General features: G+C 72.5%; 22 protein-coding genes and 1 other RNA gene. 8 read left to right on the forward strand and 15 right to left on the reverse strand.

The window, feature by feature from the left end; genetic code table 11:
* Positions 1 to 10: 10 nt before the first annotated feature.
* From HDA34_RS03095 to guaB1, 6 genes are all read right to left on the reverse strand, one after another.
* A complete protein-coding gene (locus HDA34_RS03095) occupies positions 11 to 829 on the reverse strand; it encodes a metal ABC transporter ATP-binding protein (protein ID WP_049147192.1) in 819 nt (272 codons plus the stop codon).
* Positions 826 to 1,725: a metal ABC transporter permease gene (locus tag HDA34_RS03100; RefSeq protein ID WP_041104321.1), complete on the reverse strand. Its 900-nt coding sequence runs from the start codon at positions 1,723 to 1,725 to the stop codon at positions 826 to 828. The genes HDA34_RS03095 and HDA34_RS03100 overlap by 4 nt, the downstream gene beginning before the upstream one ends.
* Positions 1,726 to 1,727: 2 nt before the next feature.
* Entirely contained in the window at positions 1,728 to 2,735 is a 1,008-nt protein-coding gene (locus HDA34_RS03105) for a metal ABC transporter substrate-binding protein (protein WP_134376944.1), read from the reverse strand.
* A 75-nt stretch (positions 2,736 to 2,810) separates the two neighbouring features.
* Positions 2,811 to 3,869 carry a hemolysin family protein gene (locus HDA34_RS03110; RefSeq protein WP_041104317.1) on the reverse strand — a complete coding sequence of 353 codons (1,059 nt, stop codon included), beginning with the start codon at positions 3,867 to 3,869 and terminating at the stop codon, positions 2,811 to 2,813.
* On the reverse strand, positions 3,866 to 5,182 hold the full coding sequence (locus HDA34_RS03115; RefSeq protein WP_041104315.1) for a hemolysin family protein: 1,317 nt from the start codon (positions 5,180 to 5,182) through the stop codon (positions 3,866 to 3,868). The genes HDA34_RS03110 and HDA34_RS03115 overlap by 4 nt, the downstream gene beginning before the upstream one ends.
* A gap of 184 nt (positions 5,183 to 5,366) precedes the next feature.
* The gene (guaB1, locus tag HDA34_RS03120; protein WP_134376946.1) at positions 5,367 to 6,848 is read right to left on the reverse strand and encodes a GMP reductase; all 1,482 of its coding nucleotides are present in this window, start codon (positions 6,846 to 6,848) and stop codon (positions 5,367 to 5,369) included.
* 200 nt (positions 6,849 to 7,048) lie between these two features.
* Here guaB1 and HDA34_RS03125 point away from each other — a divergent pair, with 200 nt between their 5' ends.
* From HDA34_RS03125 to HDA34_RS12155, 3 genes are all read left to right on the forward strand, one after another.
* A complete protein-coding gene (locus tag HDA34_RS03125; RefSeq protein WP_134376948.1) occupies positions 7,049 to 10,780 on the forward strand; it encodes a multifunctional oxoglutarate decarboxylase/oxoglutarate dehydrogenase thiamine pyrophosphate-binding subunit/dihydrolipoyllysine-residue succinyltransferase subunit in 3,732 nt (1,243 codons plus the stop codon).
* Positions 10,781 to 10,856: 76 nt separating this feature from the next.
* Positions 10,857 to 11,462: a GDSL-type esterase/lipase family protein gene (locus HDA34_RS03130; RefSeq protein WP_041104309.1), complete on the forward strand. Its 606-nt coding sequence runs from the start codon at positions 10,857 to 10,859 to the stop codon at positions 11,460 to 11,462.
* 44 nt (positions 11,463 to 11,506) lie between these two features.
* Positions 11,507 to 11,581: a 50S ribosomal protein bL37 gene (locus HDA34_RS12155; RefSeq protein WP_095346645.1), complete on the forward strand. Its 75-nt coding sequence runs from the start codon at positions 11,507 to 11,509 to the stop codon at positions 11,579 to 11,581.
* 136 nt (positions 11,582 to 11,717) lie between these two features.
* On the opposite strand, the gene rsrA is transcribed toward HDA34_RS12155, so the two are convergent.
* Together rsrA and HDA34_RS03140 are read right to left on the reverse strand one after the other, a co-directional pair.
* Entirely contained in the window at positions 11,718 to 11,996 is a 279-nt protein-coding gene (gene rsrA, locus HDA34_RS03135; RefSeq protein WP_073115764.1) for a mycothiol system anti-sigma-R factor, read from the reverse strand.
* Positions 11,993 to 12,709: a sigma-70 family RNA polymerase sigma factor gene (locus HDA34_RS03140; protein WP_036314006.1), complete on the reverse strand. Its 717-nt coding sequence runs from the start codon at positions 12,707 to 12,709 to the stop codon at positions 11,993 to 11,995. Before HDA34_RS03140 ends, rsrA begins: the two co-directional genes overlap by 4 nt.
* A 200-nt stretch (positions 12,710 to 12,909) precedes the next feature.
* Between HDA34_RS03140 and aroA the strand changes: the two genes are divergently transcribed.
* The 5 genes from aroA to HDA34_RS03165 all read left to right on the forward strand — a co-directional run bounded on the left by aroA (position 12,910) and on the right by HDA34_RS03165 (position 17,315).
* Positions 12,910 to 14,340: a 3-phosphoshikimate 1-carboxyvinyltransferase gene (aroA, locus tag HDA34_RS03145; protein ID WP_061867904.1), complete on the forward strand. Its 1,431-nt coding sequence runs from the start codon at positions 12,910 to 12,912 to the stop codon at positions 14,338 to 14,340.
* On the forward strand, positions 14,340 to 15,440 hold the full coding sequence (gene rsgA / locus HDA34_RS03150; protein ID WP_044659234.1) for a ribosome small subunit-dependent GTPase A: 1,101 nt from the start codon (positions 14,340 to 14,342) through the stop codon (positions 15,438 to 15,440). The genes aroA and rsgA overlap by 1 nt, the downstream gene beginning before the upstream one ends.
* Before the next feature lie 29 nt (positions 15,441 to 15,469).
* On the forward strand, positions 15,470 to 16,309 hold the full coding sequence (hisN, locus tag HDA34_RS03155; protein ID WP_041104303.1) for a histidinol-phosphatase: 840 nt from the start codon (positions 15,470 to 15,472) through the stop codon (positions 16,307 to 16,309).
* 77 nt (positions 16,310 to 16,386) lie between these two features.
* A complete protein-coding gene (locus HDA34_RS03160) occupies positions 16,387 to 16,872 on the forward strand; it encodes a FluC/FEX family fluoride channel (protein ID WP_041104301.1) in 486 nt (161 codons plus the stop codon).
* Positions 16,869 to 17,315, forward strand: coding sequence for a CrcB family protein (locus HDA34_RS03165; protein WP_041104299.1), 447 nt, complete (start codon positions 16,869 to 16,871; stop codon positions 17,313 to 17,315). The genes HDA34_RS03160 and HDA34_RS03165 overlap by 4 nt, the downstream gene beginning before the upstream one ends.
* A gap of 79 nt (positions 17,316 to 17,394) precedes the next feature.
* On the opposite strand, the gene ssrA is transcribed toward HDA34_RS03165, so the two are convergent.
* The 7 genes from ssrA to prfB form a co-directional block, all read right to left on the reverse strand.
* Positions 17,395 to 17,766, reverse strand: a transfer-messenger RNA (tmRNA) gene (gene ssrA / locus HDA34_RS03170).
* Positions 17,767 to 17,901: 135 nt separating this feature from the next.
* Positions 17,902 to 18,417, reverse strand: coding sequence for an SsrA-binding protein SmpB (gene smpB / locus HDA34_RS03175; protein ID WP_044659238.1), 516 nt, complete (start codon positions 18,415 to 18,417; stop codon positions 17,902 to 17,904).
* 129 nt (positions 18,418 to 18,546) lie between these two features.
* Positions 18,547 to 19,212, reverse strand: a complete 666-nt coding sequence (locus HDA34_RS03180) for a CoA transferase subunit B (RefSeq protein ID WP_044659239.1) — start codon at positions 19,210 to 19,212, stop codon at positions 18,547 to 18,549.
* Positions 19,209 to 20,018 (reverse strand): CoA transferase subunit A, encoded by an 810-nt coding sequence (locus tag HDA34_RS03185; RefSeq protein WP_041104295.1) that lies wholly within the window; start codon positions 20,016 to 20,018, stop codon positions 19,209 to 19,211. The genes HDA34_RS03180 and HDA34_RS03185 overlap by 4 nt, the downstream gene beginning before the upstream one ends.
* Positions 20,019 to 20,049: 31 nt before the next feature.
* The gene (locus HDA34_RS03190) at positions 20,050 to 21,258 is read right to left on the reverse strand and encodes an acetyl-CoA C-acetyltransferase (protein WP_113913915.1); all 1,209 of its coding nucleotides are present in this window, start codon (positions 21,256 to 21,258) and stop codon (positions 20,050 to 20,052) included.
* Between the two features lie 190 nt (positions 21,259 to 21,448).
* Positions 21,449 to 22,516 (reverse strand): 2,3-butanediol dehydrogenase, encoded by a 1,068-nt coding sequence (locus HDA34_RS03195; RefSeq protein WP_041104337.1) that lies wholly within the window; start codon positions 22,514 to 22,516, stop codon positions 21,449 to 21,451.
* A gap of 217 nt (positions 22,517 to 22,733) precedes the next feature.
* The gene (gene prfB, locus HDA34_RS03200; RefSeq protein ID WP_049147200.1) at positions 22,734 to 23,855 is read right to left on the reverse strand and encodes a peptide chain release factor 2; all 1,122 of its coding nucleotides are present in this window, start codon (positions 23,853 to 23,855) and stop codon (positions 22,734 to 22,736) included.
* Positions 23,856 to 23,861: the final 6 nt, after the last annotated feature.

Genomic DNA, 23,861 nt, shown 5'->3' on the forward strand with positions numbered 1-23,861 from the left:
CGGGCCCCGGTCAGTGGCGGATGCCGCCCGCGGGGTCGTCCAGGAACTCCGCCGCGTCCTCGACCGCCGTGGAGGGCCCGTGCAGGGCGCCCCGGCCGTACGCGATGTCCAGGTTCTCGACCGTGAGCACGTCCCGCGGCGGGCCGGAGGCCACGACGCGCCCGCTCATCAGGACCACGTGGTCCGCCTCCGCGGCCTCGTCGAGATCGTGGGTCGTGTAGACCACGGACACCCCGCGCGTCGGCTCCTCGTGGAGGAGGTCGTCGATCGTGCGGGCGGAGACGATGTCGAGGCCCGTCATCGGCTCGTCGAGCAGCAGCACGTCGTGGTCCTGGGCGAGGCCCTGGGCCACGTAGGCGCGCTGGCGCTGGCCTCCGGAGAGCTGGTCGAGGTGCCGCCGCGCCAGGTCCGCGACCTGCATGCGCTCCATGGCGGCCCCCACGATGTCCCGGTCCTCCCTCCGGAACCGACGGAACCATCCGAGCGTGGGGTATCGGCCCATCCCGACGACGTCGCGCACCGTCACCGGCACGCCCTGGGGCACGCCGATGGACTGCATCACGAAGGAGGTGCGCTGCGAGCGCCGCCGCGGGTCCTCACCGAGCACCTCCAGCGCACCGGAGGCCGGGTCGCTCAGGCCCGCCAGGGCGGTCAGCAGCGTGGACTTGCCGGAGCCGTTGGGCCCGATCACCGCGATCAGCCGCCGGGCCGGCAGGGTGAAGTCGGAGGGTCGGACGGCCACGTGCGAGCCGTGGCGCAGTTCGAGCGCCCGGGCGACCGCGAGGGGAGGCGGGGTCGCCGCGGCGCCCGCGGGGAAGGACGCGTTCATCGGGGGGCCTCCGCTCCGGGCAGGGCCACGACCGGCGCCTCCTGCTCACGCTGCGCGCGCGAGCGCACGTGCCGGCCCAGGAGCGCCAGCACGGCGGCGCGGACGGCGAGCACCACGAAGAACAGCAGGATCGGCATGAGCGCCATGGTGGCCGAACCCGCCGTGCCCAGCCGGTAGCTGAGGGTGAGCCCGGTGACGACGCACGCCGCGCCGATCACGACGGAGACGAGCATCATCTGGGGCACGCTGCGCGTCAGCAGCGCCGCCGTCGCGGGCGGTCCCACGAGGAGGCCGAACACGAGCACCGTGCCCACCGCCTGGAACGAACCGATCACGGCCGCGCCGATCATCACCAGCAGCAGCGTGTGCGTCAGCCCCGGTCGCATGCCCAGCGAGCGCGCCTTGACCTCGGAGAAGCTCAGCGCCAGCAGGGGCCGGTAGAGCAGCAGGGCCAGGGCGATCACCACGACGGCGATGACCGCCTGGGTCACGATGCCGTCCACGCTGACCCCCAGCACATCGCCGAACAGGATCGACGTGAGCGATCCCGTGTAGGAGTCCGACTTGGAGATGATCACCACGCCCAGGGCCATCATCCCCACGAAGAGCAGGCCGATGGCGGTGTCCTCCTTGAGGGTGGTGGCCCGGTGCACCAGCGAGATGCCCGCCATCATGACGACGGCGGCCACCGCGGCACCGAGGTGGGGGCTGCCGCCGGTGACGACCGCCAGGGCGATGCCCGGCAGGACACCGTGCACGAACGCGTCCCCGAAGAAGCTCATCCCGCGCAGCACCAGCCACGTGCCCACGACCGAGCACATCACCACCGCGATGAGTCCGCCGACGAGGGCACGCTGCTGGAAGCCCATCTGGAAGGGTTCGAGCAGCCAGTCCATCCTCAGCCCTCCAGCGCGTCGGCGAGGGTGCGGGCGTTGACGAGCATGGCCTCGGCGTAGTCCGCCTCCGGGGTGTCCTTCGGGCCGACACCGCCCTCGTAGACCTCGATGACCGGCAGGTCGCCGGCCTCCTCGGCCACGGTGTCCACGAGGCTGTTGCGTGCGCCCACGGACGTGATCACGGCGTCCGCGCCGCCGTCGCGGATGGACCGGGCGAGCTCGGCGAGCTCCTGGGAGGAGGGCTCGCCGTCGGTGGAGCCGCCCGGGACGACGACGCCGGACACGGTGAAGTCGTAGGCCTCGCTGAAGTAGCCGTAGGCGTCGTGGTCCGTGACCAGCGTGCGGCGGTCCTCCGGGACCCCGGCGAGGATCTCCCGGACCTGCGTGTCCGTCTGCTCGAGCTCCCCGCGCACGGTCGCGCCGCACTCGGCGAACCTCTCGTCACCCCGCTCCTGGGCGAGCGTGTCGCCCATCAGCTCGGCGGCCCTCGCCATGCGGGCGACGTCCATCCAGACGTGCGGATCCTCGGACCTGTGGTCATGGCCCTCGTGGCCTGTCCCCTCCTCGGCGTGGTCATGGCCGCCGAAGGGCAGCGGATCCAGCTGGGGCGCCACCTCGACGACGGTCGCGCCGTCCGCCTCGGCGTTGGCGAGGGCGGACTCCATGCCGCCCTCGAGGCCGAGGCCGTTGGAGAACACGAGGCCGGAGGAGACCATGTCCTTCACCTGCGCGGACGAGGCGGAGAAGTCGTGCGGATCATCCCCCGGGCCCATCACCGTGACGCTGCGGGCGTCGGCGCACGCGACCACGCGGTCGAGCACGGAGCCGAGCTGCGTCGTCGTGGCGACGGCCACGGGCGCGCCCGCGGCCGAGCCGGACCCGGCGGCAGCAGAGGCGCCCGCGGCCTGCTCGCCCGCGGAGTCGCCGCTGGTCCCGCCGCACGCGGCGAGGCTCAGGGTGAGCGCGGTGAGGGCCCCGGTCAGGGCGGGCAGACGACGGCGGCGGAGCATGGGGCGACCTCGTTCGTGTCGGGAGGATGTGTGAAATCGGTTCTCAACAGTAGCACCGCGCCGCCCGCGCGACGCTCACGCGGGCCGGAACCGACGTGGCGACTGCGTCACGTCGTTGATCTCCCCGACGAGCTCCTCGAGCACGTCCTCGAGGAAGAGGATGCCCGCGGTCTCGCCCTCGGGCGTGATGACCCGGGCGAGGTGGGAGCCCGTGCGCTGCATGAGCGCGAGTGCGTCCTCGACCTCGTCCTCGAGCCGCACGTTGGCCAGCGAGCGCACGCGCGTGAGCGGGATCGGCTCGTCGTGTCCCGACGGGCCCACGGTGAGGACGTCCTTCAGGTGCAGGTAGCCGGTGTAGCCGCCGTCGGGGTCCTCGACCACGAACCGGGAGAAGCCCACGCGGCCCACGGTCCACTCGAAGTCGTGCGGCGTGATCCCCTCGGGGACGGTGACGACCCGCTCGAGCGGCACCATCACGTCCCCGGCCCGGTGGTCCGAGAACTCGAGGGCCGAGTGCAGCACGCCGGACTCGTCCTCCAGGGTGCCCGAGCGGGTGGACTCGGCCACGATCGACTGCACCTCCTCGAGCGTGTAGGAGGAGGCCACCTCGTCCTTCGGCTCGATGCGCAGGGCGTGCAGCACGAGGTTGGCCGTCCAGTTCAGCGCGGCCACGACGGGATGCAGCAGCTTCGAGAGCCACACGAGCGGCTGGGCCAGCAGCATCACGGCGCGGTCCGCGAACGAGACGGCGGCGTTCTTGGGCACCATCTCGCCCAGGGTCACGTGCAGGAAGGTGACCACCAGCAGCGCGAGCACGAAGGCGGTCACGTCCGCCGCCGCGGACGGGACCCCGAGGGCGGCCATCGGGACGACGAGCAGGTGGTGCAGCGCCGGCTCGGACACGTTGAGGATGAGCAGGGAGCACACCGTGATGCCGAGCTGGCAGACGGCCAGCATCTGGGAGACGTGCTCCATCGCGTAGAGCGCCACCTGGGCCTGGCGGGAGCCGGCCTCGGCCCGCGGCTCGATCTGCGCCCGGCGGGCGCCCATGACGGCGAACTCGCCCGCCACGAAGAAGGCGTTGGCGGCCAACAGGACCACCAGCCACAGCAGTCCGACGACGTCCCCGTTCATGCGCGCGTCTCCTCGTCCTCAGCGGCCGGGTCGAAGCGCACGCGCTCGATGCGGCGGCCGTCCATCCGCTCGACCGTCAGGGTGCCGCCGTCCACGTCCACCACGTCCCCGACCTCCGCCAGGCGCCCCAGTCGGGCCAGGATGTACCCGCCGACGGTCTCGTAGGCCCCGTCCTCCGGCACCACGAGGGCCGGGATCTGGGTCCGCACCTCGTCGGGCCGCAGCTCCGCCGGGAAGTACCAGCGGCCGGAGGCCGTCTGGAGGACCCCCGGGGTGACGCGGTCGTGCTCGTCCGCGACCTCGCCGACGATCTCCTCCACCACGTCCTCGAGCGTGACCACCCCTGCGGTGCCCCCGTACTCGTCCACGACGACGGCCATCTGCAGGTTCGCGTCGCGCAGCTCGGCCAGCAGCTGGTCCAGGTGCACGGTCTCCGGCACGCGGATGACCTCCGTCATCAGTGCACCGGCCTCGAGGTCGGCGCGGCGCTCCCGCGGCACGGCCACGACCTTCTTCACGTGCACCACGCCGCGGATGTCGTCCGAGGAGTCGCCGATCACGGGGAACCGCGAGTAGCCGGTGCTGCGGGCCAGGTCCAGGACCTCGGGCAGAGCCTGGTCCTCCCTCACCGTCTCCACGCGGATGCGCGGGGTCATCACGTCCGCGGCGGTGCGGTCCGCGAAGCGCAGCGTCCGGTCCAGGAACGTGGCGGTCTGCGCGTCGAGCGTGCCCAGCTGGGCCGAGCGGCGGACCAGCGAGGAGAGCTCCTCGGGGCTGCGGGCGCCGGAGATCTCCTCCTTGGCCTCGATGCCCACGCGGGCCAGCACGCCGTTGGAGAACCCGTTCAGGACCAGGATCGCCGGCTTGAACACGGTGCTGAACACGAGCTGGGGCCGGGCGAGTGCGCGGCCGATCGCCATGGGCTCGGCGATGGACATGTTCTTGGGGATCAGCTCGCCGAGGAGCATCGAGAGCAGGGTCGCCACGACCATCGCGACGACGAGCGAGACGGTGCCCACCACGCCGGCCGGCAGCCCCACCTGGAGCAGCAGCGGGTCGATGAGCCGGCTGATCGCCGGGTCCATCACGTAGCCGGTGAGCAGTGTGGTCAGAGTGATGCCCAGCTGGCACGCGGAGAGCTGGGTCGAGAGTGACTTGAGACAGCGCAGCAGGGGCTCGGCGCCGCGGTCACCCGCGTCCACCATGCGCTGCACGGTGGGCACGTCGATCGCGATCATGGCGAACTCGACGGCCACGAAGAACCCGGTGCCCACGATCAGGGCCAGGCCGAGGATCAGCAGGAGCCACTCCACCCGACCTCACCCCCTCGACGGCGGGCCGGGCGGCGGTGCGGGGCACCGGGACTGGAAGGCTCCGATCCGGCCGCGTCCGCGTGGGCGGACGAGCGGTCTGGCACACAGGTGTCAGGGTGATCCATAGTCCGCCCAGTATAGGGGCGTCAGGCCCCGGCGGAACGAGCAGGGGCATGCGGCCGCCTCACCACGACGAGGCGACCGGCCGGCCCTCCTCGTAGCCCGCCGCGGACTGCAGGCCGACGACGGCGCGCTCACGGAACTCCGCCAGGTCGTGGGCGCCGGCGTAGGTCAGCGACGAGCGCACACCGGACGTGATGGTGTCCAGCAGGTCCTCCACCGAGGGGCGGCGCGGGTCCACGTACATGCGCGAGGAGGAGATGCCCTCCTCGAACATCGCCTTGCGGGCCTTGGTGAAGGCGTCCTCGTGGCGGGTGCGGTGCTGGACCGCGCGGGCCGAGGCCATGCCGAAGCTCTCCTTGTACCGCCGACCGTCCGGACCGTGCACGAGGTCGCCCGGAGACTCGAGCGTCCCCGCGAACCACGAGCCGATCATCACCGAGCTGGCTCCGGCGGCCAGCGCGAGCGCCACGTCCCGCGGGTGCTTCACCCCGCCGTCCGCCCACACGCGTGCCCCGAGCTCGCGGGCCGCGGCGGCGCACTCCAGGACCGCCGAGAACTGGGGCCGGCCCACCGCGGTCTGCATGCGCGTGGTGCACATCGCGCCCGGTCCCACGCCCACCTTGACGATGTCCGCGCCGGCCGCGACCAGGTCCCGGACGCCGTCGCCGGAGACGACGTTGCCGGCCACCACGGGCACGCCGGGGTCGAGGGCCCGCACGGCGGCGAGCGCGTCCAGCATGGTCCGCTGATGACCGTGCGCGGTGTCCACGACGAGCACGTCGACGCCGGCCTCGACCAGGACGGCGGCCTTCTCCCCCACCGCCCCGTTGATGCCGACGGCGGCGCCGACGCGGAGCCGTCCGTCGTCGTCGAGACCGGGCGTGAACAAGGACGAGCGCAGCAGGCCCGCCGCGGTGACGACCCCGCGCAGCACGGGGGCGGCGGTGCCCACCGCCGGGTCCACGACGGGGGCCATCTCCTGGTGCGCGGCGTGCAGGCGCTCGAAGGCCGCCCGCAGCGCGTCCTTGTCCGGGGCGCCGTCCGTGCCGCCGAGCTCGGCGAGCGTGAGGGTCACCACCGGAGGGTGCATGACGGAGGCGGCCGAGGTGAAGCGGTCCACGTCCTCGCAGTCCTGGGGGCGGACCACGCCGAGCAGCCCGCCGTGCGCGTCCACCACGCAGACGGCCCCGTGTTTGCGGCGGTCCACGAGGTGGAGCAGGTCCAGCACCGTGTCCTGCGGGCCGACGGTCAGGGCGGTGTCCGCCACGGGGTGGGCCGCCTTCACCCGACGCACGACGTCCCGGATCACGTCCGCCGGGATGTCCTGCGGCAGGATCCCGAGACCGCCGCGCCGGGCCATGGTCTCGACCATCCGGCGCCCGGTGACGGCGGTCATGTTGGCGGAGACCAGGGGGATGGTGGCGCCCGTGCCGTCATCCGGGGCGATGTCCACGTCCATGCGACTGGCGACGTCCGAGTGTGAGGGCACGAGGAAGACGTCGTTGTACGTCAGGTCGACGGCCGGGTCGGTGAGGAAGCGCATGGCGTCAGTCTCCCAGACGAGGCGGACGCCGTGAGGCCCCCGCGCGTCCGCCGGGAGCGGAGTCGAGCCGAGGCCGCGGCATTCCGACCGGGGGCGTCGAAGAACTATGATGTCTCGAGGCGTTCCCGGCCCCACGCGCGCCGCGCGGGTGGCCCGGCGCAGCACATCGCATCCCAAGGCTCAGGAAGAGGCGTTACACAGTGCCAGAACTCACGTCGGACCGGCTCGCACAGGAGTTCCCGGGGAACGAACGGCTGGTGGCCGAGATCTACCGGAAGTACCGCGAGGACTCCGGTTCCGTGGACCGGCAGTGGGCACAGATCTTCGCCCGTCTCGAGGCCAGCGCCCCCGCCGCCGAGGCCGAGCCGAAGGCCGCCGCCAAGACCGAGCCGAAGACCGCCGCCAAGGCCGAGCCGAAGGCCACCGCCAAGGTGACCGAGCCGAAGGCGGCGACCGCCCCGGCCCGGGGTGCGCAGCCCAAGGAGACCTCGGTCAGCACCGGCCCCAAGCCCAAGAAGACCCCGGCGGCCCAGGCCGTGCCCTCCGAGCCCGCCGACACCGCCACCACCACCGCGGACGAGAAGCAGGAGAAGGCCACCGTCCTCAAGGGCATGGCCAAGGCCGTGGCCACGAACATGGACGCCTCCCTATCCATGCCCACCGCCACCACCGTGCGCGACCTGCCGGCCAAGGTGCTGATCGACAACCGCGTGGTCATCAACAGCCACCTGGCCCGCACCCGCGGCGGCAAGGTCTCCTTCACCCACCTCATCGGCTACGCCGTGGTCCGCGCGCTCGCGGCCATGCCCTCGATGAACGTGACCTACGAGGAGCGCGACGGCAAGCCCACCATGGTGGAGCCGGCCCACGTGAACTTCGGCCTGGCCATCGACCTGCCCCGCCCGGACGGCACCCGCGCGCTCGTGGTCCCGAACGTGAAGGCCGCCGAGACCCTCGACTTCCGCGGCTTCTGGAAGGCGTACGACGACCTCGTCCAGCGCGCCCGCAAGAACAAGCTGACGATGGACGACTACGCCGGCACCACGGTCTCCCTGACCAACCCGGGCGGCATCGGCACCGTGCACTCGGTGCCCCGCCTGTCCCAGGGCCAGGCCGCCATCATCGGCGTCGGCGCGCTGACCTATCCGGCCGCCTTCCAGGGCGCCGCCGAGTCCACGCTGCACGACCTGGCGATCTCCAAGACGATCACCCTCACCTCCACGTACGACCACCGCGTGATCCAGGGCGCCGGCTCGGGCGAGTTCCTGAAGATCGTGCACGGCCTCCTGCTGGGCGAGGACGGCTTCTACGACGAGGTCTTCCACTCCCTGCGCATCCCCTACGAGCCCGTCCGCTGGGCCCAGGACGTGCAGGTGAACCCGGAGGAGCAGGTCGGCAAGGTCGCCCGCATCCAGCAGCTCATCCACGCATACCGGGACCGCGGCCACCTGCTGGCCAACGTGGACCCGCTCGAGTACTCGATGGCCTACCACCCGGACCTCGACATCCGCGAGCACGGGCTCACCCTGTGGGACCTGGACCGCGAGTGGCCCACCGGCGGCTTCGGCGGGGCGAGCAGCCTGACCCTGCGCAAGATCCTCGGCGTGCTGCGTGACGCGTACTGCCGCACCATCGGCGTCGAGTACATGCACATCCAGGACCCGGCCGAGCGCGCCTGGTTCCAGGAGAAGCTCGAGCAGCCGTACGCCAAGCCCACCCGCGAGGAGCAGCTGCGCATCCTGGGCCGCCTCAACGCCGCGGAGGCGTTCGAGACGTTCCTGCAGACCAAGTACATCGGCCAGAAGCGCTTCTCCCTGGAGGGCGGCGAGTCCCTCATCCCGCTGCTGGACGGCATCCTCGGCGACGCCGCCGACGCCGGACTGGACGAGGTCGCCATCGGCATGGCGCACCGCGGTCGCCTGAACGTGCTCACCAACATCGCCGGCAAGACCTACAGCCAGGTCTTCCGCGAGTTCGAGGGGGCCACCCCGGGCGGCGCCTCGGGCTCGGGCGACGTGAAGTACCACATGGGCACCGAGGGCACCTTCGTGTCCGACGCCGGCAACAGCACCCGCGTGTATCTCGCCGCGAACCCCTCGCATCTGGAGGCTGTGGACCCGGTCCTCGAGGGCGTCGTGCGCGCCAAGCAGGACCGCCTCGATCTGGGTGGCCAGCGCCCGGACTCCTTCTCCGTGCTGCCGATCCTCGTGCACGGCGACGCGGCCTTCGCGGGCCAGGGCGTCGTGACCGAGGTCCTGCAGCTCTCGCAGCTGCCCGGCTACCGCACCGGCGGCACGATCCACGTGATCGTGAACAACCAGGTGGGCTTCACCACGCCGCCGACCCAGGCGCGCTCCGCGGTGTACTCCACCGACGTGGCCAAGACCATCCAGGCCCCGATCTTCCACGTCAACGGCGACGAGCCGGAGTCCGTGGTGCACGTGGCCCAGCTCGCCTTCGAGTACCGCCAGCGGTTCAACAAGGACGTCGTCATCGACCTCGTCTGCTACCGCCGCCGCGGCCACAACGAGGGCGACGACCCGTCGATGACGCAGCCGCGCATGTACAACCTCATCGAGCAGAAGCGCTCCACCCGCAAGCTGTACGTCGAGTCCCTCGTGGGCCGCGGCGACATCACGCAGGAGGAGGCGGACAGCGCCCTGAAGGACTACCAGCAGCAGCTGGAGCGGGTCTTCGCGGAGACCCACGAGGACGCGCCCGCCTCCGGCGGGGAGGGCCTCCGCCCGGCCGAGGACCGGGACGCGGCCCCGGAGGCGCCGGCGTCCACGGCCATCTCGGCCGAGACGCTGCGGGCCATCGGGCAGGCGCACATCGACGTGCCCGAGGGCTTTACGGTCCACCCCAAGCTCGCGGCCCTGCTCGAGCGCCGCGCCAAGATGGCCGTCGACGGCGGCATCGACTGGGGCTTCGCCGAGCTGGCGGCCTTCGGCTCGCTGCTCATGGAGGGCGTGCCGGTCCGCCTGGCGGGCCAGGACTCCCAGCGCGGCACCTTCACGCAGCGCCACTCGGTGTTCCACGACCGGATCACCGGCGACACGTGGGCGCCGCTGAGGCACCTCTCCGAGGACCAGGCGAAGTTCTGGGTCTACAACTCGCTGCTGTCCGAGTACGCCGCCCTCGGCTTCGAGTACGGCTACTCCGTGGAGCGCTCCGACGCCCTCGTGCTGTGGGAGGCCCAGTTCGGCGACTTCGTGAACGGCGCGCAGACGATCATCGACGAGTTCATCTCCTCGGCCGATCAGAAGTGGTCGCAGACCTCGTCCGTGGTCCTGCTCCTCCCCCACGGCTACGAGGGACAGGGGCCGGACCACTCCTCCGCCCGCATCGAGCGCTTCCTGCAGATGTGCGCCGAGGACAACATGCGCGTGGTCAACCCCTCCACGGGCGCGAACCACTTCCACCTGCTGCGCGAGCACGCCTACGCCCGCCCGCGTCGGCCCCTCATCGTGTTCACCCCGAAGCAGCTGCTGCGCCTCAAGGCCGCCGCGAACTCGGTGGAGGACTTCACCGAGGGCGGCTTCCAGCCGGTCATCCCGGACGCCGGGGTGGACGCCAAGGACGTCACGCGCGTGGTGCTGGTCTCCGGCCGGCTGTACTACGACCTGCTCGCCCGCCGCGAGAAGTCCGGTGACACGTCCACCGCGATCGTGCGGGTGGAGCAGCTCTACCCGCTGCCGCTCGACGAGATCCGCAAGGCGCTCCGCGCCTACCCGGTCGCCGACGTCACCTGGGTGCAGGACGAGCCCGCGAACCAGGGCCCGTGGCCGTTCATGGCACTGAACCTCGTGCCGCAGCTCGACGGCCCCGTGACCCTCGTGTCCCGCCCGGCCTCGGCCGCGACCTCCGCGGGCACCAAGGGCCGCCACGACCAGGAGCTCAGCACGCTGCTGGACGCCGCCTTCGGCCGCTGACCCGGACCGACCCTGCGCCGCCGCCGCACCCTCCGGTGCGGCGGCGGCGCCGGATCGGCCGACGAAAGGACACACTGTGCACAACCGCCGGATCCGGATCGCCGCCGTCGGCGACCAGCTGCTGGCCGGTGCGGGCGACGCCCGCGCCATCGGCTGGTGGGGCCGCGTGCTCGCCCGCACCCAGGCCCCCGACGTGGAGCTGGAGAACTACGTGCTGGCCGTGCCGCACGAGACCACCGAGGACCTCAACGAGCGCTGGTGGGGCGAGGCCTCGCGGCGCTTCTCCGAGGAGACGGAGAACCGCCTCGTCGTGGCCCTGTCCGACGCGGACCTGGATCTGGAGGCCACCTCGACCGCCCGCTCGCGGCTGAACCTGGCCAACGTCCTGGACACCGCCTCGCAGCGGAACATCCCGGTGCTCGTGGTGGGCCCCACGCCCACCCTGGACGAGCAGCGCAACGCCCGGCTCGCCGAGCTCAACGCCGCCTACCTGGATGTGGCCGACCGGCGCAACCACGTGTACGTGGACACGTTCACCCCGCTGGTGGGACACGAGCAGTGGCGCGCGGACCTCGCCTCCGGCCAGGGCCGGCCGGGCCAGGCGGGCCACGGGCTCATCGCGTGGCTCGTGCTGCACCGGGGCTGGTACCAGTGGCTCGGTCTGCCTGAGCCCACGGCCTGATGTGACAGAATGGACCACCGACCGACTCGTTGAAGGGAGACGTCATGAGCAAGCGTGCACGCAAGCGTCGCGACCGCCGCAGGAACGGCGCCAACCACGGCAAGCGTCCCAACGCCTGATCCGCTGATCGGCGTCGCGGACCGGCCGGGTGCCACCCGGCGACCGCAGACCACGAAGGGCCGTCCCCTCAGGGGACGGCCCTTCGTCATCGTCGGGGCGCCCGATCGGGTGCCCACGGGTCCGCATGTCGCGGTGTCAGCCCCAGGTGACGGTCGTCGTCGAGATCTGGGTGATGCGGGTCATGATGGTGGCCCGCAGCTGCGCGGGCGCCTTCTCCTGGCAGCTCCGACGCACCGCCGAGCGGATGAGCTCTTCGAGCTCCTTCTGGTGCCGGCAGTCCGGACACTCCGCCACGTGGGCGCGCACCTGCTCGATGTCCTCGGGCGTCAGGGCGCCGTCCAGGTACTGGTACAGCCGCTCCAGGGAGGCGTCCTGGGCGTCGCGGCACTCATGGCCGTGCTGGTCCGCGGTCATCGCGTGGCCTCCTTCGTGCTCGTCTCGGTCTGCTTCGTGCCGCCGCGCCCGGTCTTCTTCTTCGGCTGGGCCTTGATGCCGCGCGCGGCCGCGTAGTCCGCGAGGCGCTCGCGCAGCTGCTTGCGGCCGCGGTGCAGCCGCGACATGACGGTGCCGATCGGCACGTCGAGGATCTCGGCGATCTCCTTGTAGGCGAAGCCCTCCACGTCCGCGAAGTAGACGGCGAGCCGGAACTCCTCCGGGATCGCCTGCAGGGCGTCCTTCACCTGGGAGTCGGGCAGCCGGTCGAGGGCCTCCGTCTCGGCCGAGCGCAGGCCACCGGAGGTGTGCTCGGCGGCCCGGGCCATCTGCCAGTCCTCCACCTCAGGGTTGTCCGCCTCGAGGGGCTGGCGCTGCCGCTTGCGGTAGAGGTTGATGTACGTGTTCGTGAGGATCCGGTAGAGCCAGGCCTTGAGGTTGGTGCCGGGCCGGTACTGGTGGAACGAGGAGTAGGCCTTCGTGTACGCCTCCTGGACCAGGTCCTCGGCGTCCTGCGGGTTGCGCGTCATGCGCAGCGCAGCGGAGTACAACTGGTCCACGAACTCGAGGGCGTCACGCTCGAACCGGGCACGGCGCTGCTGTTCGGACTCGGCGGCGACGTCGATGTCGGCGCGGTCGTGCTCGGGGGCGTCCTCGGGCCGGGCGAATTCCGGCCGGCTGTTGTCAGTGCTCATCGCGGGCCAGTCTACGGTCCGGGAGGGATGCGTCAGCAGGGCGGCGCTCATGCGGGGCTCCTCTCCGGCTGCGGTCCGCGGCGAGCGGGACCGGTGCGCCGACACGGGTACGGGGTCGTCCAGTGGAGCGCCAGGAGCGTTCCAGGTATTCCCCCGCGACAGGCCGACCCCGGCCGACAGCCGCCGGATAGGCTGGTCCGGTGACCCGCCCCACGCGTGCCGCCGCGCACTCCCCCGCCCCCCGTCCCGACGCCGCCGAGACCTGGCCCGCGCCCGTGGCGCGCGGCCCGGTGCGCGGAGAGGTGCGGCTGCCGGGATCGAAGTCGCTGACGAACCGGCATCTCGTGCTCGCCGCGCTCGCCGACGGTCCGTGCGTCCTGCACGGCGTCCTCGAGTCGCGGGACACGGCATTGATGCGCACGGCGCTCACAGCGCTCGGGGCCCGGTTCGAGCCCCTGTCCGACGGCGGACTGCGGGTGCATCCGATGCCGGTCGGCGAGCCGCTGGCCGGGGATGTCGCCGTGGACTGCGGACTGGCGGGGACGGTCATGCGCTTCGTCCCGTTCGTCGCCGCGCTGCGGCCCGGCCGGGTCCGCTTCGACGGCGACGCCGGCGCGCGCCTGCGCCCGATGGCCCCGGTCCTGGACGCGCTGCGCCAGCTCGGGGTGGCCGTCAACGAGGAGGGCGAGCCCGGTCGCCTGCCCTTCACGATGACGACCCGCGCGGACGCGGCCACGGTGGCCCCCGACGGCGACGTGCCGGAGGTCGCGGTCGACGCCTCCGGCTCCTCCCAGTTCCTGTCCGCCGCGCTGCTGGCGGCCGCGGGGATGCCGCGCGGCCTCCGGCTGCGGCACACCGGGCAGACCGTGCCGAGTCCGGAGCACGTCGCGATGACCGTCGGGGTGCTGCGCGCGCTCGAGGTGGACGTCGCCGAGACGTCTCCCGGGGCGTGGACCGTGGCCCCGGGGCGCGTCCCGGCACACGAGGCGACCGTCGAGCCGGACCTGTCCAACGCGGGCCCCTTCCTGGCCGCCGCCGTGGCGACGGGCGGCTCCGTGACGGTGCCGGACTGGCCGACCCGCACGACGCAGATCGGCGACCGCTGGCGGCGGATCCTGCCGCAGTTCGGGGCGAGCGTGGCCCTCACGGTCGACCGCATGGATCGCTCCCGCGGCCGCCTCACGGTGACCGGGGCGGTCCACGACGACGGCACGCCCCGCATCACCGGCGCCGGTGAGATCGCGGACACGGCCGAGCTCGCCCCCACCGCGGCCGCGCTCGCCCTGCTGGCCTCCGGGCCCACCCGTCTGACGGGGATCGGCCATCTGCGGGGCCATGAGACGGACCGGCTCGCCGCGCTCACCGCCGAGGCCGCCCGCCTGGGGGTCACCGTGGACGAGGGAGAGACGTCGCTCGGCTTCCCGGGCACGGACGCGTCCGGACCGCTGTCGCCCGCCGCCCTCGAGACCTACCACGACCACCGGATGGCGACCTTCGCCGCCGTCGTCGGCCTGCGCGTGCCGGGGACCGGCATCGTGGACGTGGCGACCACCGCGAAGACGATGCCGGACTTCCCCGCACTGTGGACCGCGCTCGTGGCACCCGGCGACGCGGCCGAGGAGGCCCGCTGATGGCCCGGCGCCTCGATCCCTCGGCATGGGACGAGTCCGATGTCCGGGTGCGCCCGTCCAAACGCGGCACCCGCCCGCGCACCAAGGAGCGGCCCAAGCACGAGGATGCGCAGGTCGGCATGGTCACCACGGTGGACCGCGGCCGGTACGCCGTGGTGCTGCCGGATCGCCTGGACGAGCGGATCACGGCGATGCGCGCCCGCGAGCTGCGCCGCACGCCGATCGCCACGGGCGACCGGGTGGCCGTCGTCGGGGACCTCTCCGGGGACGAGGGCACGCTCGCACGCATCGTCCGTGTCGAGGAGCGCAGCACGGTCCTGCGCCGGTCGGCGGACGACTCGGACGAGGTCGAGCGGGTGGTGGTGGCCAACGCCGACCTGCTGGTGATCATGGTGGCCGCGGCCAATCCGGAGCCCCGGACCGGCTTCATCGACCGCGCCCTGGTCGCCTGCTACGACGCCGGCATCCACCCGGTGCTGCTCATCACGAAGACCGACCTGCGTGATCCGGCCGCGCTGGTGGCGCACTACGAGGCCCTGGACCTGGAGGTGATGACCTCCGGTGCGGCGACCTTCGAGGCCGAGACCGGGGACACCGCCCTGGACGCCTCGCTCGTGGCCCGGGTGGCCGAGCGGCTGATCGGGCACACGAGCGCGTTCGTGGGGCCCTCCGGCGTCGGCAAGTCCACGCTGCTGAACGCGCTCACCGGCGCGGAACGGGCCACCGGCCACGTCAACGCCGTCACCGGCCGGGGCCGGCACACCTCCTCGTCCGCGCTCGCACTGCCGCTGACGGGCGACGACGGCGCCCCCCTGCCGGACACCTGGGTGGTGGACACCCCCGGCATCCGGTCCTTCGGGCTGGGCTGGGTCGAGCCGGACCGCGTGGTGGAGGCGTTCGACGACCTCGCCGGCGGGCTGGCGGACTGCCCGCGCGGCTGCACCCACACCGCCGACTCCCCCGGCTGCGGCCTGGACGCATGGGTGGCCGCGGGCCACGCCGGCCCCTCGGGAGCGGCACGCCTGGCCTCGCTGCGGCGTCTGCTCGGCAACCGGCTGGCCCCCTCGGGGGCGGAGGACGCGGCGTCGTCCGAGGACTGAGGCGGCCCGCGCGGTATAGCGTGGGCGGCATGGAGCGACCTGAGAACCCTGCGACCCGCGGCCGCGACCTCACGGAGGACCTGCGGCTGGCCCACATGCTGGCGGACAACGTGGACTCGATCACGATGTCCCGGTTCAAGGCCCAGGACCTCGAGGTCAGCACCAAGCCGGATCTCACCCCTGTCACGGATGCGGACCGCGCCGCCGAGGAGTCCATCCGCTCGACCCTGTCCCGTGCCCGGGCGCGCGACGGCATCGTGGGTGAGGAGTTCGGCGGATCTCTGAGCCGCTCCGGCCGGCAGTGGGTGGTCGACCCCATCGACGGCACCAAGAACTTCGTGCGCGGCGTGCCCGTGTGGGCCACCCTCATCGCGCTGCTGATCGACGGCGAGCCCGTCGTCGGCGTCGTCTCCGCCCCCGCCCTGCACCGTCGCTGGTGGGCCGCGGCCGGCCAGGGCGCCTTCGCGGGCACCTCGCTCACGCGTGCTCAGCGGATCACCGTGTCCGGCGTGGACCGGGTCGAGGACGCGTCGCTGTCCTTCTCCTCGATCGAGGGCTGGCGCGAACGCGGCTCGATCCGCGCGTTCCTGCAGCTCACCTCGGACGTGTGGCGCGTGCGCGGCTTCGGCGACTTCTGGTCCTACATGCTCGTCGCCGAGGGCGCCGTGGACATCGCGGCCGAGCCCGAGCTCGAGCTGCATGACATGGCCGCTCTGGTGCCGATCGTGCGCGAGGCCGGCGGCCGCTTCACCTCGCTGGACGGCGAGGACGGCCCGTTCGGCGGGCACGCGCTGGCCACGAACGGCCTGCTCCACGACGACGTCCTCGCCCGCCTCCGCGCGGGTGACGAGACCGAGGGCGGCGCCTGATAGCAGTGCGGGGGGAGACGACGGCCGACCGGAGGGGCGGGCGCGGGACAGATCGCCGGCCCGGCACTGCGGGTGCGGTGGCCCTCGGCGGTGCCGCGGGCGTGCTGTGCGGTGCGGGGGTGATGAACGCGGTGACCGCGCTGGCCGGGGCGCCCAACTTCCGCGGCACGTTCGGCGCCGCGTTCGGGGCGGTCGACGTGCTGGTCCAGGCCCTGCCGCTGTTCGTGGTGAACGTGCTCGGCTCGTTCCTGCTCGGCCTGCTGTGGGCGGCCTCGCGACGCCGCGGGCCGGACTGGCGTCCACGCCTGGTGGCGGGGCTGGGAACCGGCTTCCTCGGTGCGTTCACCACCATCTCCAGCGCCGTCGCCCTGGTGCTGTGGCCGGTGCGGCTGGGCGCCGCGGCGTCCGGGGCGGGTGGCGTCCTCGCCGCGGCGGTAGCGGTGCTGCTGGTGCTCGCGCTGATGGCTGCACTCTCGACGGCGGCGGCCGTGCTCGGCCTGCGCGCCGGTGGCGCCCCGGGGTCGCGCGCGGTCGGGACGGATCGTTCGGCGGAGGACGCATGAGCGGCGCGGGATACGAGGTCTTCGCTCTCCTCCAGGTGGCCCTCCTGGCCTGCCTCGCGGCGGGCGGGGCGCTCGGCGCCCTGGTGCGCCGGCGCCTGACCGACCGGCTCGGCCCCCGGGGTCTGCTCACCGCCAACACGACGGCGGCCCTGCTCCTCGGCGTCACCGTCGGCCTGGCCGTGCCGGAGCTGGTGTACGCCTCCGAGAGCTGGGGCGACGGGCAGGGGCTCGTGCTCGTCGCGGCGGTGTCCGCCGTGGTGTCCGGGTTCTGCCTCGCCCTGGGGACGTGGTCCACCGTGGCCGCTGAGGCGGCTGACGCCGCGCTCGCCCGTCGATGGGGCACAGCCGCCCGCCTGTGGACCGCGCATCTGGGGCTGGGGCTGGTGGCCGTCGTCGTCGGCTGGGGCGCCGGCCTGGGCCTGCACGCCGTCCTGGCCGGCTGAGGGGCGGGCCGCCGCACACCGGCATGGACACGACGAAGGCCCCGGAATCGGGGTGATTCCGGGGCCTTCCCGTGGTGGTGAGTGGAGCCGGCGGGAATTGAACCCGCGTCCGATGAGGTGTTGCCAGGTCTTCTCCGGGCGCAGTCTGCTGTGGGTGTTGCTCGGTCCTGGCCGTCCCGCAGACGGGCGGCCAACCCGGACCCAGCCGGATTGATGTCGGCGTCACGACCCCCGGCGAGGGTGACGCCCAGTGGCTATCTAGCTGACGCCACGATCCGAGGCGACAGCGACCTCGGGGTGACGGACTCGATCACTGATCAGGCAGCGAGAGCGAAGTCAGTGCGCTTGGATTCGGCACTTATTGGTTTGCAGAGAGCGTTTGACGAGATGACTCTGCATCCTCGGCCCGCTTCTCCCGACGCGACACACACCGTCGAAACCGATCGGCCCCATGGGGGCGACTCCTCTATGAGGTTGTCAATCACCACTGCAGGCGGAGGGCGCGAGGCCCGCCGGTCCTGAAACCGGCCCTGCGAGAGATACAACGTAGCACGCCCCCGAGGCATTCCCAAGGGGTCCACCGCGCTCAGGCCACGCCGGCGCGCCGGTTGCGCATCCGCATGGCCCGCTGGGCCTCGCGGTTGTCCTGCTGCTCGCGCAGCTTGTGCCGCTTGTCGTATTCGCGGTTGCCGCGCGCGACGCCGATCTCCACCTTCACGCGCCCGTTCAGGAAGTACAGGGACAGCGGCACGATGGTCAGGCCCGGATCCTGGATCTGGCGGGAGATCTTCGTCAGCTCGGCGCGGTGCAGCAGCAGCTTGCGGCGGCGGCGGGCGGCGTGGTTGGTCCACGAGCCGTTGAGGTACTCCGGGATGTAGACCTGCTCGAGCCACAGCTCGTCCCGGTAGAAGACCGCGAAGCCGTCCACGAGCGAGGCCTTGCCCTCGCGCAGCGACTTCACCTCGGTGCCGGTGAGCACCATGCCGGCCTCGTACGTGTCGAGGATGGTGTAGTCGTGGCGCGCCTTCTTGTTGTTGGCGATCACCTGGCGCTCGCCGGGGGCCGGCTGCTTGGCGGCCTTGCCCTTGCTGTTCTTGCCCATGGCCTCACGTCCTTCCAGCGTCCACGGCGACGGCCGCGCCCCGATCAGGGCGCGGCCGTCCAGTCTATCCCGTGCCGGCCCGATGCCCGCCGAGGCGGTGCGCCGGGGCCGCGGGGCGGCGTCGTCGGCTCAGTCCAGCGGCGCGCCGGTGAGCGCGCGGACCTGCTCCTCGGTGATGCCGGGCGCGGTCTCCACGAGCGCCAGGCGGGGCTGTTCCGGGGTGCCGACGACGTCGATCACGGCCAGGTCCGTGATGATGCGGTCGACGACGGCGCGGCCGGTCAGCGGCAGGGTGCACTGGTCGACGATCTTGGGGGTGCCGTCCTTGGACACGTGGTCCATCATGACGATCACGCGGCCGGCGCCGTGGACGAGGTCCATCGCACCGCCCATGCCCTTGACCATCTTGCCGGGCACCATCCAGTTGGCCAGGTCGCCCGCGGCGGAGACCTCCATGCCGCCCAGGACGGCGACGTCGATCTTGCCGCCGCGGATCATGCCGAAGCTCAGCGCGGAGTCGAAGAAGGACGCCCCCGGGTTCACGGTGACGGTCTCCTTGCCCGCGTTGATCAGGTCCGGGTCCACGGCGTCCTCCGTGGGGTACGGGCCCGTGCCGAGGATGCCGTTCTCGGACTGCAGCACCACGGACCGCCCGGCGGGGATGTGGTTGGGGATCAGCGTGGGCATGCCGATGCCGAGGTTGACGTAGGCGCCGTCCGGCAGCTCCTGCGCGGCGCGGGCCGCCATCTGGTCGCGGCTCAGGCCCTGGGGACGCCCGGTGGTCTGCTCGCTCATGCCCGCCCCTCCCCCGACGCGCGCACGGTGCGCTTCTCGATCCGCTTCTCGATGTCCGTGCCGACCTCCACGATCCGGTGCACGAAGACACCGGGCAGGTGCACGTCATCCGGGTCGATCTCGCCGGGCTCGACGAGCTCCTCCACCTGCGCGATGCACACGCGGCCGGCCATGGCCGCGGGCGGGCCGAACTGGCGGGTGGCCTTGCGGAACACGAGGTTGCCGTGGCGGTCGCCCTTCCACGCGTGCACGAGGGAGAAGTCGGTGACGATGGAGCGTTCGAGCACATAGGTCTCGGGCTCGTCCGGGGTCTGGCTGAGGTAGCCCTCGCCGAGCACGAACGTGTCCGTGGGCTTGGCCTGCGAGGACTTCACCACGGTGCCGTCCGCGTCGTAGCGCATGGGCAGGCCGCCTTCGGCCACCTGGGTGCCGACGCCGGAGCGGGTGTAGAACGCCGGGATGCCGGCGCCGCCGGCGCGGAGCTTCTCCGCGAGGGTGCCCTGCGGGACGAGCTCCACCTCGAGCTCGCCCTTGAGGTACTGGCGGGCGAACTCCTTGTTCTCCCCCACATAGGAGGAGGTCATCTTCCGCAGCCGGCGCGCGCCGAGCAGGATGCCCAGGCCCCAGCCGTCCACGCCGCAGTTGTTGGAGACGACGGACAGGTCCGTGGCGCCCTGCTCGAGCAGGGCCTCGATGAGCTGCACGGGGTTGCCGGAGAGCCCGAAGCCGCCGACGGCCAGGGACGCGCCGTCCGGCACGTCCGCCACCGCCTCGGCGGGCGTGGCCACGGTCTTGTCGAGAGCCATGTCCGGGGTCCTTTCTGTCAGGGGCGGTCTGTCAGCGGAAGAGGATCAGGGCCTCGCCCTGGCCGCCGCCGCCGCAGAGCGAGACGGCCGCGCGGCCGCCGTCGCGCCGGTCGAGCTCGAGGGCGGCGTGCAGGGCCAGCCGGGCGCCGGAGGCGCCGATCGGGTGGCCCAGGGCGATGGCGCCGCCGTGGATGTTGGTCTTCTCGTGCGGGTAGCCGAGGTCGCGCAGGGACTGCACGGCCACCGCGCCGAACGCCTCGTTGATCTCGATGAAGTCAAGGTCGGCCACGTCCCAGCCCTGCTTCCGCACCGCCGCGGCGATCGCGTCCGAAGGCTGCGAGTGCAGCTGCGAGCTGTCCGGGCCGGCGGTCTGGCCGGGTGCGCCCACCGTGGCGAGGATCGTCAGGCCCTTCTCCTCGGCGAAGGCCCGCGAGGTCACCACGAGGGCGGCGGCGCCGTCGGACAGGGGCGAGGAGTTGCCGGCCGTGATGGTGCCGTCCTTCGCGAACGCCGGGCGCAGGGCGCCCAGCGACTCGGCGGTCGTGTCCGGGCGGACCCCTTCGTCCTGGGAGACGACCAGCGGGTCGCCCTTGCGCTGCGGGATCTCCACCGGGGCGATCTCGCCCTCGAAGACGCCCTCGGACTGGGCCCGGGCGGCCCGCTGGTGCGAGGCCGCGGCGACCTCGTCCTGCTCGGCGCGGGCGATGTTCCGCTCGCCGTTGCCGGACTCGGTCAGCTCGCCCATGGCCTCGTGGCTCAGGGAGTCGGTGAGGCCGTCCCACGCGACGGCGTCGAGCATGGTGGCCGGGCCGTACTTGAAGCCCTTGCGCGCGCCGGGCAGCAGGTGCGGGGCGTTGGTCATGGACTCCTGACCGCCGGCCACCACCACGTCCACCTCGCCGAGGCGGATGAGACGGGCGGCGTCGATCACGGCGGTGAGGCCGGACAGGCACACCTTGTTGATCGTCATGGCCGGGACGTTCAACGGGATGCCCGCGGCGAGCGCGGACTGGCGGGCCGGGTTCTGGCCCGCGCCGGCCTGCACGACCTGGCCCATGTAGACCATGTCCACGTCCTCGGGGGCCACGCCGGCGCGCTCGAGCGCGTGCGTGATCGCGTGGGCGCCCAGGTCCACGGCGCGCAGGTCGGCCTGCTGCGAGAGCAGCCGGGTGAAGGGCGTGCGGGCACCGCCCACGATCACGGCATCGGTGGGCTGAGGCTGGGGCAGCTCGGCGGTCATGCGGTCCTCCTGGGACGTTCAACTCGGTTCATCACGATTCACTCAAATGCAGTCTATGACCCCGGTCACAGGCGCGCCAGGGAGCGACGCGTCTGTGACGGCGCGCCGCGGCACAGGGACCACGACGGCCCGCACCCGCAGCGCGCGGGTGCGGGCCGTCGTCGGGACGTCCGGGGATCGGGCCGGAGCCTCAGAGGCCCTGGCCGGTGGGCGAGACGAGGATCTTCACGGCCGTCTCGTTGTGGTGGATGAGGGTCTCGAAGCCCTGGTCGACCAGGTCGTCGAGGCCGATCTTGCCGGTGATGAACGGCGCGAGGTCCACGGCGCCGTCCTCGACCATGCGGATGGTGTCCGCGTGGTCGTTCGCGTACGCGATGGTGCCGCGCAGGTCGATCTCCTTCATCACCAGCTTGTGCAGGGCCACGGCGGGCTCGTGGCCCCAGATGGACTCGTTGACGATCACCCCGCCGGGACGCACCGCGTCCAGCAGCATGTCCAGCACCACGTCCACCGAGGTGCACTCGAAGCCCACGTCCGCGCCCTGGCCGTCGTGCAGCTCGCGGATCTTCGCGGGCACGTCCACCTCGCGGGGGTCGAATGCCTCGTCTACCACGCCGGCCTCGAGCACCTTCTGGCGGCGCAGCTCCGAGAGCTCGGAGACGTACACCGTCAGGCCCTTGCCCTTGAGCACGGCCGCCGTGAGCGCGCCGATGGGGCCGGCGCCACCGATCACTGCCACGCCCGACGTCGGAGAGCCGGCCCGCACCCACGCGTGGTGGGCCACGGAGAGCGGCTCGATGAGCGCGGCCTGGTCGAGAGGCACGGAGTCGGCCACCGGGTGGACCCAGCGGCGCTGCACCGCGATCTGCTCGGCCAGTCCGCCGCCGTCGCCGCCCAGGCCGATGAAGTTCATGTCCGGCGCGAGGTTGTAGTCCGGTCGGTCCCGGTCCTCCTCGCGCACGATGTACGGCTCCACGACGACCTTCTGGCCGACCTCGAGGTCCGTGACGCCCTCGCCCAGGGCGGCGACGGTGCCGGACATCTCGTGGCCGAGCGTGACGGGGGCGGCGTCGCCGGAGATCGGGTGCGGGTGCCCGGCCGGCGGGATGAAGATCGGGCCCTCGAGGTACTCGTGCAGGTCCGTGCCGCAGATGCCGCACCACGCGACGTCCACGAGGACCTGCCCCGGGCCGGCCGTGGGCGAGTCGATCTCCTCGATGCGGATGTCCTTCTTGCCGTGCCAACGGGCGGCGCGCATGGTCATGCTGGTCGACCTCCTGGGTGGGAATGGAGTCTGGTGCCGGACCGGCGCGCGGGGGCGCCTGCCCGGTGCTTCGAGCATCCCACCGGGCCGGTCTCCCGGGCCAGGCCCGAGGCCCCTGCGGGGGCTTGAACGGCGACGCCGGCCGGCGCCTCACTGCGGAGGTGCGGGCCGGCGTCGTGGTGGCCTGGGCGGCGGGGCCGCGCCGTGGGGCTCAGTCCTCCTGGGCGGCCTTGACCTGCTCGGCGCGCCAGCGGATCCCGGCGTCCACGAAATCGTCGATGTGGCCGTCGAACACGGAGGAGGGGTTGCCCTCCTCGTGGCCCGTGCGCAGGTCCTTGACCATCTGGTACGGGTTCAGCACGTAGGAGCGCATCTGGTCGCCCCAGGACGCCTTGACGTCGCCGGCCATCTCCTTCTTCTTCGCGTCCTCCTCGGCCTTGCGCAGCAGCAGCAGACGGGACTGGAGCACGCGCAGGGCGGCGGCACGGTTCTGGATCTGCGACTTCTCGTTCTGCATGGACACGACGATGCCGGTGGGCAGGTGCGTCATGCGGACGGCGGAGTCCGTGGTGTTCACGGACTGGCCGCCGGGGCCCGAGGAGCGGAACACGTCCACCTTGATCTCGGACTCGGGGATCTCGATGGAGTCGTCCGACTCGATCAGCGGCACCACCTCGACCGCCGCGAAGGACGTCTGGCGGCGGCCCTGGTTGTCGAAGGGGCTGATGCGCACGAGGCGGTGCGTGCCGGCCTCCACGGAGAGGGTGCCGAACGCGTAGGGCGCGTTGACCTCGAAGGTGACGGACTTCAGGCCGGCCTCCTCCGCGTAGGAGGTGTCCATGACCTTGGTGGACCAGCCGCGCTGCTCGGCCCAGCGCAGGTACATGCGCATGAGGGTCTCGGCGAAGTCGGCCGCGTCCACGCCGCCGGCGCCCGCGCGGATGGTCACGACGGCGTCGCGCTGGTCGTACTCGCCGCTGAGCAGCGTGACGACCTCGAGTTCCTCCAGGGCCTTGCGGATGGAGGTCAGCTCCTGGTTCGCGTCGTCGAGGAGGGAGGGCTCGTCCTCCTCCGCGGCGAGCTCGACCATGGTCTCCAGGTCCTCGATGCGGCTCTCCAGGGAGGTGATGCGCTTGAGGTCCGTCTGACGGTGGGAGAGCTTGGAGGTGACCTTCTGGGCCTCCTCCGGGTCGTCCCAGAGGTCCGGTGCGGAGGCCTGCTGCTCCAGTTCGGCGATGTCCGCCTTGATGCGGTCGAGGTCCGAGACCTGCTCGATGGAGGCCAGGGTGTGGCGCAGGGAGTCGATCTCCGCGGAGAAGTCAGTGTCAGCCATGATTCG

This window comes from Micrococcus luteus (assembly GCF_014138885.1).
Classification (GTDB): Bacteria; Actinomycetota; Actinomycetes; order Actinomycetales; family Micrococcaceae; genus Micrococcus; species Micrococcus luteus.